The organism is Actinomadura physcomitrii (assembly GCF_008923205.2).
GTDB lineage: Bacteria > Actinomycetota > Actinomycetes > Streptosporangiales > Streptosporangiaceae > Spirillospora > Spirillospora physcomitrii.
In genome coordinates, this window is record NZ_WBMS02000038.1 from 1 (window position 1) to 13,031 (window position 13,031).

The 13,031-nt window shown below is 65.0% G+C and carries 5 protein-coding genes; 4 read left to right on the top strand and 1 reads right to left on the bottom strand.

Annotation, left to right across the window (positions count from 1 at the left end):
• Window positions 1-357 (top strand): acyl-CoA dehydrogenase family protein (locus F8568_RS34815; RefSeq protein ID WP_268896464.1); only part of this gene is annotated, 357 nt, incomplete at its 5' end.
• A 22-nt stretch (window positions 358-379) separates the two neighbouring features.
• Here the strand turns inward: F8568_RS34815 and F8568_RS34820 are convergent.
• Window positions 380-1,312 (bottom strand): sigma-70 family RNA polymerase sigma factor, encoded by a 933-nt coding sequence (locus F8568_RS34820; protein ID WP_236009805.1) that lies wholly within the window; start codon window positions 1,310-1,312, stop codon window positions 380-382.
• Between the two features lie 118 nt (window positions 1,313-1,430).
• On the opposite strand from F8568_RS34820, the gene F8568_RS34825 reads away from it, so the two are divergent.
• From F8568_RS34825 to F8568_RS34835, 3 genes are all read left to right on the top strand, one after another.
• Window positions 1,431-2,831: a DHA2 family efflux MFS transporter permease subunit gene (locus F8568_RS34825; protein WP_151597923.1), complete on the top strand. Its 1,401-nt coding sequence runs from the start codon at window positions 1,431-1,433 to the stop codon at window positions 2,829-2,831.
• Window positions 2,832-3,441: 610 nt separating this feature from the next.
• Window positions 3,442-12,198, top strand: coding sequence for a DNRLRE domain-containing protein (locus tag F8568_RS34830; protein ID WP_151597924.1), 8,757 nt, complete (start codon window positions 3,442-3,444; stop codon window positions 12,196-12,198).
• Window positions 12,185-12,736: a hypothetical protein gene (locus tag F8568_RS34835; RefSeq protein ID WP_151597925.1), complete on the top strand. Its 552-nt coding sequence runs from the start codon at window positions 12,185-12,187 to the stop codon at window positions 12,734-12,736. Before F8568_RS34830 ends, F8568_RS34835 begins: the two co-directional genes overlap by 14 nt.
• Window positions 12,737-13,031 lie beyond the last annotated feature (295 nt).

Below are 13,031 nucleotides of genomic sequence, written 5' to 3' on the forward strand. Positions count from 1 at the left end.
CGCAGGCAGTTCGGTAAGCCGATCTCCGATTTCCAGGGTGTGCAGTTCATGCTGGCGGACATGGCGATGCGGCTGGAGGGGGCGCGGCAGCTGACCTACCACGCGGCGATCAAGTCCGAACGCGCGATGCAGGGCGAGAAGGTCCCGGACCTGACCTTCGTGTCCTCGGCGTGCAAGGCGCTGGCGTCGGATGTGGCGATGGACGTGACCACCGACGCGGTGCAGTTGCTGGGCGGGTACGGGTACACGCGGGAGTTCCCGGTGGAGCGGATGATGCGCGACGCCAAGATCACCCAGATCTACGAGGGCACCAACCAGATCCAGCGCATGGTCATCGCCCGCCAACTCCTCAAGTAACCCCCTCTGCGTCGCGAGGCCGTCACAACCGGAGGGGGAGGCCGAAGCAGCGGACCAGGGCGGGGGCGTGGAAGGCGGTCACCGCGGCGATGGCGGAGCCTCGCAGGGTGACGACCTGCACCGCGAAGGCCTCGTCGTTCACGTACATCGCGAAGCCCGGCTGCCCGTTCGCCCGGACCGGGATCAGCCGGATCCGTCCCTTGCGGAGCCTCGCCTCCAGCAGCCGGACGACGGCGTCGCGGCCCGCGAACCACGACGGGGTCGGCGGCATCTGCCAGACCGTGTCCTCGGTGAGCAGCCGGGCCAGCGCCGCGACGTCGGCGCGCTCGAAGGCGTCGGCGTACCGGTCGAGCAGGTCGCGGCGCTCCGGCTCGGGCGGCTCGGCGATCTCGTCGATCGCCGGTTCGAGCCGGTCCAGCCGGGCCCGGGCGCGCTGCAGCGTGCTGTGCACCGCGGTCGCGCTGATGCCGAGCGCGTCGCCGGTCTCCTCCGCCGACCAGGCCAGCACGTCCCGCAGGATCAGCACCGTCCGCTGCCGGACGGGCAGATGCTGCAGCGCCGCGATGAGGGCGAGCCGCAGCCCGGCGCGCCCGGCGACGATCGCCGCCGGGTCGGCCTGCTCGTCGGCGATCGGCTCCAGCCACGGGACCTCGGGGTCGCGCCGGTCGATCGCGGCCGGGTCGGAGATCGGCCCGCCCAGCCCGGCCGGCAGCACCCTGCGTCCGCCGTGCCGCAGCGCGTTCAGGCAGGCGTTGGTGGCGATCCGGTAGAGCCACGTGCGCATCGACGCGCGGCCCTCGAAATCGCCGTACGACCGCCAGGCCCGCAGGTAGGTCTCCTGGACGAGGTCCTCGGCGTCCTGCACCGACCCCAGCATCCGGTAGCAGTGGGTCAGCAGCTCCCGCCGGAACGGGGCGGCCAGCCGGACGAACTCGTCGCTCGGTTGCTCGGTCATCGTCATTCTCTGTACCTCGTCATCCCATGTTCCTCCCTCGCTTGTACAGACCCGCGAGCCAGCCGGATTCATCGGGTCGGCACCGGCCGATTCCGCGGGGCCGCGGGTCGGTACGGACATGGACAGGAAATGGGTGCTGGGGCTCGCCTCCGCGGGCTCGGTGATGGTGGCGCTGGACGCCACCGTGGTGACGACGGCGCTGAGCCGGATCCGGCTGGATCTCGGCGCCTCGATGGAACAGCTCGAATGGACCGTGAACGCCTACAGCCTGAGCTTCGCCGTCCTGCTGATGACCGGTGCCGTGCTGGGCGACCGGTTCGGGCGGCGGCGGCTCTTCACGGCGGGGCTGGGGCTGTTCACCGCCGCGTCGGCGGCGTGCGCGCTGGCCCCGGACGCGGGCTGGCTGATCGCGGCGCGGGTGGTGCAGGGAGCCGGCGCGGCCCTGGTGATGCCGCTGGCGATGGCGCTGCTCAGCGCCGCCTACCCGCCGCCGGACCGGCCGAAGGCGCTGGGGCTGTTCGCCGGGCTGACCGGGCTGGCGGTGGTCGGCGGCCCCGTGGTCGGCGGCGCCGTCACCCAGGGGCTCGCCTGGGAGTGGATCTTCTGGCTGAACGTGCCGATCGGCCTGGTGGTCGTCCCGCTGGTGCTGCGCCGCGTCCCGGAGAGCCGCGGCGGTGGCGACGGCGTGGACGCCGGCGGGCTGCTGCTGGTGACCGGCGCCGCGCTCGGCCTGGTGTGGGGGCTGATCCGCTCGGACGCCGCCGGATGGGGGAGCGCCGAGGTCACGGGGACGCTGGCCGCGGGCGCGGTCTGCGGCGTCGCGTTCGTCGTGTGGGAACGGGCCGCGGCCCGTCCGATGGTGCCCCTGAGCCTGTTCCGGCTGCGCGGTTTCGCGGCGGGGAACGCCGCCGGGGTGTTCATGTACGCCTCGCTCTACGGGGCGCTGTTCTTCGCGGCGCAGTACTTCCAGACGGCGCGCGGCGACCGGCCGCTCGCCGCGGGCCTGCACCTGCTCGCCTGGACGGCCGCGGTGACGGTCGTCGCGCCGGCCGCGGGCCGGCTGGTGAACCGGGTCGGCGCCCGGCCGCTCGCGGCGCTGGGGCTGGCCATGCAGGCGGCCGGGATGGGCTGGCTCGCGCTCGCCGCGACGCCGTCCGTCCCGTACTGGGAGCTGATCGCGCCGATGCTGATCGCGGGCGCGGGGGTGAGCATGGCGATGCCCGCCGCGCAGGCCGCCGTGCTCAACGCGGTCGAGCCGCAGCAGATCGGGAAGGCGTCCGGGGTCTTCAACACCGGGCGGCAGCTCGGCGGGGTCTTCGGCGTCGCGGTCCTCGCCCTGGCGTTCGCCAAGGCCGGCGGCTACGCGGGACCGTCCGCCTTCGCCGACGGCTTCGGCGGCGCGATCGGCGTAGGCGCCGCGCTGTCGCTCGCCGGCGCGGTCGCCGCCCTGGCGATCCCAGCCCGCACAGCCGCCCCAACGCCAAGCCCCACCGCCCCGGCCCTCGCCTCGAACCGCTGACGAACCGAACGCCGTGCGTGCGGCACGGGGCGCCCGTGCCGCACGCACCGGACCGCCCTGCCTGGGATACGGGCCGTCCCGTAGCCGGTGTGCTGAACTCGCGACCGCCGCGTCAGCCCGCCAATGGGTTTACATGATTCTGGGTGATTGAGAACCTACATAGTGTGTTGTGATCTTCATGTTATCTTGTGGCCGTGTTGTGGGAGAGGAAGTTGATTTACTCTCTTCCTTGCCTGATACGACGTATGGGCGTGAAGGCGGTCGAATGACAACTTTCGGCCCGTTCTTCGTTGTCTCCGACGTCGACGGCGGCTGGTTCGAGTCGGTGTCGGAGGAGATGAACGGTGCGCGGGCTGAGGTTTGTCGTGCGTCTGGCGGATTCAGCTTTTCTCAGGCCGACTGCGGTGATAGTCGCCCTTGGGCTGCTTGTCGGAGTAGTCGCGGGCGGAAACGTTTCACCGCCGGATCTGATGGCGGTCGCGAAGGTTCGAACGCCTAAGCAGCGATTCGGGTCCGCCACGGGGAAGCCGCATCTCGTTTCGCAGAAGCAGACGACGGCCAAGGCGGACCAAAAAAGCAGAAGCCGCGGCGTCCGAAGGGTGCTCCAGGTTTGGAGAAGCCCTATTCGCCCAAGGTGGTCACCGATACTGCGGCCAAACGACCCGAGCCGCCCAAGCCTGCACAGGCGAAGGTGATGCCCCAGCGCGAGCCGGTCAAGGTCACGGGGTTTGATCCAAAGAGAAGCGTTGAGGATCCTTCCCAGCGCACCCGCTACGGCTATCGCTACAAGAACCCCGATGGCACCTGGACGGCCCGCGTCAACACCAGGCCCGTCAACTATCAGGATTCCGACGGCAGTTGGCAGCCGATCGATTCCTCACTGGTGCGGGAAGGCAACGGACGTTGGCGCAACAAGGCCGATCAGAACCGCGTGGATCTGGCCGGCCGCGCGACCGGCCGAGACCTGGCTGTTCTGGAGATGGGGACGGGTAAGCGTTTCGGGTTCGGAGTCGACGGAGCCACCGCAACGCAGGCACAGGCGCAGGGTGACACGATCACCTATCGAGACCTCCGACCGGACTCCGACCTGCTCCTGCAGGTGCTGAACGGCGCCAGCGTGAAGGAGAAGATCGTCCTTCGGACGCAGAATGCTCCTGCGGAGTGGGAGTTTCCGCTGCGGACCGACGGACTGACTCCCCGCCTCGCCGCCAACGGAAGCATCGAACTGGTGGACTCCAAGGGCGAGGTGGCCGGACGAATCCCGCACGGCTTCATGATCGACTCTAAGGTGAACGCGAGGTCCGGGGACCCCGCCCGCTCCGAGAGTGTGAGTTACTCCCTCGAAAAGCGTGACGGCGCGTGGGCGCTCAAGGTGTCGGCCGACAAGACGTGGCTGGCCGATCCGGCGCGCGTGTACCCGGTCACGATCGACCCCACAGCGGTGTGGAACTACGCGGACACCCACGACACCTATGTGCAGACCGGATATGGGACCAGTCCCTACGCAGAGGAGGAACTTAAGGCCGGCACCTACGACGGAGGCTCGACCAAGGCCGCCACCTACCTCGCGTTCACCCAGGTCGACAACGAACTGGCGCACTCGAAGATTTATGACGTCAACCTAAACCTCTACAACTGGTGGTCGTACTCCTGCAAGGCCATGCCGGTCACGGTGCACGGGGTCACTCAATCGTGGTCGCAGTCCGATATCGCCGCCTACCCGGGGCCGAAGTACGGATCCGCACTGACCTCGAAAAGCTTCGCCAGCGGTTATATCGCAGAAGGGGCGAGTAGCAGCGCCTGCCCGGCCAAGTGGCAGAGCATCGACCTCGGATCTGCAGGCGACTCGCTTATCCAGGGCTGGGTGAACGGGACGAAGCCCAACTACGGGCTGACGGTCCGGTCGTCTACGACAAGCAGTTACGGCTGGAAAAAGTTTGGCAGTCGAGAATCGCCTAATGGCCCGTACTTGATCATCACTTACAGCCCCTATAACGCTGCATACGCCTTCGCTGCCAATCCGCCGGTGATCGACCCGCCAGTGCTCAACAACCAGGCTGGAAACGTTAAGGTAAAGGTGACGAACAAGGGAAATGAAGCCTGGGATACATCGGGTTACAAGCTGACCTATGGAGTGTTCGACCAGTCGGGACGGCAGATTTACCACAAAGCCGCCCAGACGACGCTTCCGCAAACCGTATCCTATGGGGAGACGGTCACAGTCAACGCCAAGATTAACCCGCTCCCGCCAGGTACTTGGACCGTCAAGTTCGACATGGTCAAGACGACCAGCGACGGCTATGCATTGTTTTCCGACTGGGGTGTGCCGCGCACTGCGCAGGTTCAGATCAACGTACCTGACGTGCCGTCCAAGCTGACGGAGATGTTCCCTAAGAACAATTTTCAAGTCGGCACATTGCGGCCGCAGTTGTTCGCCGCGGCGGAGTCCGTAGACGCGTGGCCGTCGGCGAATGTGACCTACCAGTTCACCTTGTGTGCGCCACCGTGGATTGATTGGGAATGGTGCGTCAATTCGCCGTGGCAGCAGACCCCGAAGTGGACTGTGCCGGCCGATAAGCTGCAGTGGGGCAAGGAGTACTACTGGACCGTCTCGGTCAGTGACAGCGGCGGTTCGACCACCAACGGCCCCTGGTACAAACTGCGCACCGGGGTGCAGCAGCCTGCGATCACCTCGCACCTGGCGAGCCCGGCGTCGGAGAACCAGGAGTTCGATCAGCAGGCGGGCAACTACACCACCACGGTCACCGACGCCAATGTGGCGAGCGCCGGTCCACCGCTGTCGGTGACACGCACGTATAACAGCCTCGATCCGCGGACGTCGAATGCGTTCGGTGCGGGCTGGACCACACGCTTCGACATGAAGGCGGTCCCGGATGGCGATGGCACTGGCAGTGTCGTGGTCACCTACCCGGACGGGCAGGAGGTGCGCTTCGCCCGGAACGCCGACGGGACCTTCACACCGCCGACAGGGCGCCAAGCGACGTTCGCCGAAGTATCCGGCGGTGGGTGGAAACTGATGGACAAAGAGTCCACGACCTACCTGTTCGACAGTGCGGGCAAGCTGACCAAGGTCACCGACAACCGCGGCCGGGCGCAGGACCTCGTCTACGGAACGGACGGAAACCTGGCCAAGGTAACGGTGACGGGAGGCCGGTCACTGACCTTCAGTTGGTCGGATGGCCACGTCCACTCGGTAAGCACGGAGCCTGTCGACGGCACGCCTTTAACTTGGACGTACGACTACACAGGCAACACTCTCACTAAAGTATGCCCGCCAGGCAGCACGACCGAGTGCACCACATACGACTACGACACCGGCTCCCATTACCGGAGCACCGTGCTGGACGACAACCCGACGTCGTACTGGCGGTTCGACGAGCCCAGTGGCGGCACCATGCACAGTGCGGTCGCGGAGAACCTCGGCACTGACAACGGAACCGCCTATGGCGCCACGCCCGGCCAGGCCGGCGCGCTCTCCGGCACGTCGGACACGGCCTTAAAGCTCAGCGGCACACAGTCGCGTGTGCGGATGCCCGACCGGTACATCAGCCGGGAAGGTGGCTATCTGGCGATCGAGGCCTGGTTCAAAACCACTGGGCAGGGGGTCATCCTCTCCTACCAGAACGCCACCTACGGAAACTACGCGAACAAATACACGCCGGCGCTCTATGTCGGCGCGGACGGCAAGCTCCGAGGTCAGTTCTGGAACGGGAGCAGCTCCAACGTCATGACCTCGCCTGCAGCCGTTAACAACGGCCAGTGGCATCACGCGGTGCTTTCCGGCGAAGGCAGCCAACAGACCCTCTACCTGGACGGTCAGGCCGTCGGATCCCTGGCAGGGACGATCGATCACCTGAACGAGCCGTATGTCTTCGTCGGCAGCGGCTACACCTCCTCCGGCTGGGCCCAGACGCCGTCGACCGCCGGCTGGTTCGACTTCACGGGTGACATCGACGAGGTCGCGATCTACGACAAGCCCCTCGGCCTGCCCGCCGTCCAGGACCACTACAAGGCTCGACTGGCGTCCCAGCAGCTGACGAAGATCTCGGAACCGAGCGGACGCGTTCACGCGGTCAACGCCTACGACGTCGGGACCGATCGCCTCTCGCAGCACACCGATGACAAGGGCGGCACCTGGAAGATCGGTCCCCCGGTCTTCTCGGGAAAGATCGACGACCTGCGCCGCACGATCACTTTGACCGATCCGAAGAACGGCACGCTCACCTACGTCTACGAACCGTTGAGCGGAAACAGACTGCTGTCGGAGACGGATCAGCTCGGCAAGACGACCACGTACGGCTACGACGTCGGCGGGCAACTCGGCAAGATCACCGACCCTAACGGCAATGAGACCAACCTCTGGTTCGATGAGCGCGGCAACAAACGCTACGAGCAACGCTGCGCCGATTCGGACACGTGTCACGCCGAGTACTGGAACTACTACCTCAACGCGGATGATCCGTTCGATCCGCGCAATGACCAGATGACCCAGCATCTGGACGGACGGACCGTCAACCCCTATTCCAGTCCGTACACCACGGTCTGGGAATATGACAACTACGGTCAGCAGACCTCCGAACTCTGGCCGGCGACCGACGATTACAATCTCCGAGGCATTGGCTACAAGTACACCGACGGTACTGAGCCGGCTGATGGCGGCGGCACCCAACCCGCTGGCCTGCTCAAATGGCGCAGCAAGGCCGACGGGTCGACCGCTGCGACCTATGTCTACACCGCAGCCGGTGATCTGGCCCAGATCACGGATGCCGCTGGCAAGGTGACCAAGTACAGTTACGACGCATTGGGCAGAATGACGGGCCAGACGGAGATCACTGACTCCGAACCCGCCGGAGCGGCCACGAACTACGGCTACGACGACCACGGACGCCTCGTCCGCACCACGGGTCCCGCAGTGAAGAACGAGGTCACCGGCGTCACCCACACAGCGGAAACGCGCCTCACTTACGACGCCGACGGTAACGCCCTCACCCAGTCGGTCGTCGACCTGACCGGCGGCGACCCCGAGCGCGTCACCACCTACACCTATGACGACCACGGTCAGGTTGAGACGGTCACCGACCCTGAGGGCGGCCACGAGACCTACGGCTACGACGACACCGGTGCCCGGACCAGCCTGACGGACGAACGAGGGGCCGAGTTCACGTTCGGGTACACGCCCCGAGGAGAGCTCGCCACCCGGACGATCAAGGGCTGGACCGGCAACCCAAACGACCCCACCTCCGCGACCGACGTCGTCTTGGACTCCTACGCCTATGACCCCGGCGGACGCATGGCCTCCCACACCGACGCCATGGGGCGCACCACGACTTACACCTATTATGGCGACGATCGGCCCGCTCAGATGATCGCGACCGGCGCCAAGGTCAACGACTCCACCACCCCACGGGACGTCGTTCTGGAGTCCCGTTCCTACGACGGCGCCGGCCACCTCACCTCGCTGGTCACGGGCGGCAAGCAGCGCACCGATTACGAGTACGACCAGACGGGCCAGCTGACCGCTCAGACGATCGATCCGGACGGCGAGGCCCGCCGCACCGACTACGAACTCGACCCTGACAACAACGTGGTCCGGACCATCCAGAGCGCTGCCGGGACCGAACGTCAGGACGTCACTACATACGCCTATGGCCCTCTCGATCTGCCCGTGGAACAGACGATCGAGAACGGTGACACCGACCAGATCACGAAGATCACCCGGGACCAGCGCGGTCTGGTCACCCAAGTGGTAGATCCACGAGGGAGCGCTGAAGGCGCCACCCCGGCCGACTACACCACCACGATGAGGTACGACGCGGTTGGACGCCTGGTCGAAACCACGCAGCCTCCCGTGCAGGTCGAACGGGACGGTACCCCCGCGACGACGGCTCGACCGGTGACCCGCTACGGATACGACACGGCCGGCGAGCGAACCCAGGTGACCGACCCTGAAGGCCGCACCGTCACCACCGGCTACGACAAGACAGGCAACCAGACGCTGATCACGTTGCCGTCCTACAACTCGCCGGCGGGCGACACCAGCACGCCGACCACCCACATGAAGTACGACGCGGCCGGACAACTCATCGAGAGCACCGACCCGCGGGGCCACACCAGCCATCTGACCTACGACGCGCTCGGCAACCTGGTGAAGATCGAGGATCCTCAGCTCAGCACCGAGAACGAGCCCGGCAAGCACCTGTTCGAGTACGACCTGCTCGGTGAACAACTGTCCTCGACCGGGCCGACCGGGGCGCGCACCGAATCCACCTATGACGACCTCGGCCACCAGGTCACCACCACCGAGGTCGAGCGCTACCCCGCACCGGTCGCCTACACGATCAAGCTCGCCTACGACGATGCCGGGAACCTCACATCCCGGACCCGTCCAGCAGGTGACACCACTACCTACACTCTCAGCGGCACCGGAGACGTCACCGCGCTGACCGATGACCTCCAGCACACCACCACCTTCGGCTACGACCTCGCAGGCCGTCTCACCAAGGTCACCGATCCCCGCGGTGCGAGCACGGTCGCCGAATTCGACCCGCCCGGCAACCAGATATCGGCGCGGGACCTGGACCCGGACGGCAACACCCTGCGCACCTACGACTACGGGTACGACCTGGCCGGAAACCGCACCACCGAGACCACTCCCGAAGGCCACACCACCCATCGCACCTACGACGCCCTCAACCGGCTGACGAAACTGACCGAACCCGTGTCGGCCACGAAGAGCGTCGACACCACCTTCGGTTACGACGCCGCCGGGGAGCGCACCCGGCTGACCGATGGTCGCAACAACTCGACCATTACTACTTACAACGTTTTCGGCCTTCCGGAAGAGACCATCGAACCGCGCACGGCCGCGCACTACGATGACGCCAGCCGTACTTGGACCACCAGTTACGACGCGGCCGGCAACCCCGTGACCGAGGCCGAGCCGGGCGCCGTGACCATCACCCGCACCTTCGACGAACTCAACCGCCTCACGAAGGAGAGCGGCAGCGGCGGTGCTGTCACCACCCTCGATCGGCAGTTCACCTACGATCTTGCTGGACGTCGAGCCCGCGTCTCCGCGCCCGATGGCGACATCATCTTCAGCTACAACGACCGAGGCCAGATCCTCACCAGCATCAGTCCCGGCGACAAGACGACGCAGTTCACCTACGACGCCAACGGCAGGGTCCAGCAGCGCACCGACCCCGCCGGCTCGACGACTCTGACCTACAACGGTGACGACCAGATCGTCACGAGCTCAGACGACATCGGCGGCGGCACCTCCACCCGTACCTACGACGACGCAGGCCGACTCACTGGCATAACCACGCAGTACGGGACATCCACCGCCCACCGTGCTTACGGCTACGACGACCTCAACCGCACCCTTTCAGACAAGCTCACCTCCGCCACCGGCACCGTTCTCGCGTCCACGGTCTACGGCTACAACCGCGACGACCAGATGACGGAGAAGACGACAACCGGCACCGCCGGTGCCGGGAAGAACACCTACACCTACGACGACTCGGGGCGCCTCGCATCCTGGACGGATCCCGCCGGCAAGGAGACGGCCTATGGTTGGGACGATGCTGGAAACCGCACCAGCGCCGGTGCGACCACTTACACCTACGACGAACGCAACCGCTTGACGTCTGACGGCACCAACACTTACTCCTACTCACCTCGCGGCACTCTCAAAGCCACCAACGGCACCACCCTCAAGTGGGACGCCTTCGACCGCCTCGTTTTCGACGGTGATGTCAAGTACGCCTATGACGGTCTGGACCGCATCGCCACGCGGCTCCAATCGGGTGTTACGACCAACTTCCTGTACGCCGACGACGGTAATGACCTCACCGCCATTACCGATGGCTCCGGCAATGTGGACACCGGCTACGAACGCACACCCGATGGCGACATCTTGAGTGTCGACGCAAATGGCCAGCCCTATCGAGCCTTCTCCGACCAGCACCAGGACCTCATCGCCCTGTACGACCAGGGTGTCACCGAACTGGACGGCTCCACGGCCTACGACCCGTTCGGCCAGGTCACCACCACCACAGGCGCGACCAGCCCCACCGGCTATCAGGGCGAGTACATCGAGCCCACCAACGGCGTCGTCAACATGCACGCCCGCTGGTACACCCCCGACACCGGTACCTTCGCCAGCCGCGACGACTGGACCCTCGACCCCGACCCCGCCATCCAGGCCAACCGCTACACCTACGCCAACGCGGACCCGCTCGATGAGACCGACCCCTCTGGCCATTGCCCTGTTTGTGTTATTGGCGGGGCCTTGGCCCTGGCAGGGGCGGCTGCCGCATCGATGGCGACGTACTCGTGGCTCCAAAGTCACCCGATTCAGGTACCGAGTTTTAGCTGGAGTTGGCCTTGGAGCCACAGCGGAGGCGGGACGAGCACCTACAACCCGCCCATCCCCAGCTTCCCGCCCTACGTCCCGACTGCTCCCACGACCGGCGGTGGCGGCGGTACACCTACCTACCCGCGCACCCACCCCGGCTATGGAAGCGGTGCCCCGACCTATCCAGCGGTACCACGACCCAAGCCGCCGTCCCTCGCACAGATTCAGAAGTCCCTGGCGCTCAAGGTTCTCCACACTTATGCGCCGCGACCCGTGTCCAAGCCCGGCGTCAGCCAGCTCCAGGTCGACAGGATCCGTGACGGTCAAGAAGCAAGGGTCAAGGTTCAAAGCGGAATTAACAACGCAGGCAAGCCGGATGGCGATGACCTCCCGGGCCCCGTCCTCAACTCCCGCCCAGACGACACTCCGAGTGGCACCGACGACGGCAACGAGAGGAATGAGTGCGCTCCGGTCAAGGATTACGGTCAATTCGACGCTAATGGCCAACACGGCACTGCATATGCCCGATTTTGTTCACAGAAGGATCTTAAGGGGGGGAGTAAGGCGGATCCAGACATTTATCCACCAGGCTGGCCTGTCGATCTACCTGACGGTCGTTCAGGGAATCCGAAGATCGGCAATGCTTACAAGTATGCGCGATGCCATCTGATCGCAAGGGTACTCGGAGGGAACGGAGAAGATGCTGATAATCTTGTCACCTGTCTGCAGAAGCCAGTAAATTCTCCGGTTATGAGCGGCTATGAGCAGCAAATTGCTGCCGCAGTCAAAAGTCACCAAATCGTGGATTATTGGATCACTCCTCTGTACAATCGAGGAAAACTTATTCCAAATAAGTTTCACCTGGTTGCGCGTGGCCGTCGCCAAGATGGAACACCGGGGATAAGTTTGGACCGATGTATAGTCAACCGTAAACGGTCTGCGGCAACCGGTAAGTGGGGAGTGGACTTTCCTGGTGGAGTTTGTTGAATTCGAACAACTAGTGGGGCCGGCCGAGTATGCTCCGTCTCCTGTGGACTGGAATCTACTAGAGTCGAGGCTCGGCCTACGGTTGCCGCGAGATTATCGCCAACTGTTCCAGCGGTACCCGAATCTTCAAATCGACAAGTTCCTCGGCATCTTCGCGCCCAATTCGGACGTCGATGAGCAGTTGCGGTTGATTGATGATGCCATGGAGCCTCTTAGAGAGCTCGCCGGAGTGCAGGTAGCGCTCATTGACGATAACGGCGAGGAAGCAATGGTGCCCAGATTTCCTTTCTATCCCGAGCCTGGAGGTCTCTTGGATTGGGGTGCTACCGAGAACGGAGATCGTTGCTTGTGGCTTACAGAGAATGAGGATTCGGAAAAATGGCCAATAATAATAACTGATGGAATTCAATATTGGCGCTACGATGGCAATATTATATCCTTCGTGGGGGGCTTGCTGGATAGGGCGATTATATGTCCTATTTTCCCACGAAGGTTCCCGTCGAGTTCAAGGATCGATCAGTTCGCTGTTGAAGCTTGATCGATCACAAATCGGCGTAACCACTAGATTTCGTCCGTTTTCAACTTCCTCTCCTATGCTTTAAATAGCCGCCCTTCAAGCTGGCGGATGCCGACCTTCGCGCTGTCGCTGGCTGGCGCGGTCGCGGCCCTGGCGACCCCAGGCCGCGCAGCCGTCCCGACGCCAAGCCCCACCGCCCCAGCCCTCGCCTCGAACCGCTGACGGGCACGCTCGACCTGAACGCGGTGCGTGCGGCACGGGGGCCCCGGGCCCACCCCCCCCCCCCGTCGGGCGAGGCAAACGTTGGGGAGGCGGC

What these genes read in the sequence shown, in the direction of transcription:
- F8568_RS34820 (WP_236009805.1), bottom strand. Translation starts at nt 1,312, where the DNA reads ATGACCGAGCAACCGAGCGACGAGTTCGTCCGGCTGGCCGCCCCGTTC.
- F8568_RS34825 (WP_151597923.1), top strand. Translation starts at nt 1,431, where the DNA reads ATGGACAGGAAATGGGTGCTGGGGCTCGCCTCCGCGGGCTCGGTGATG.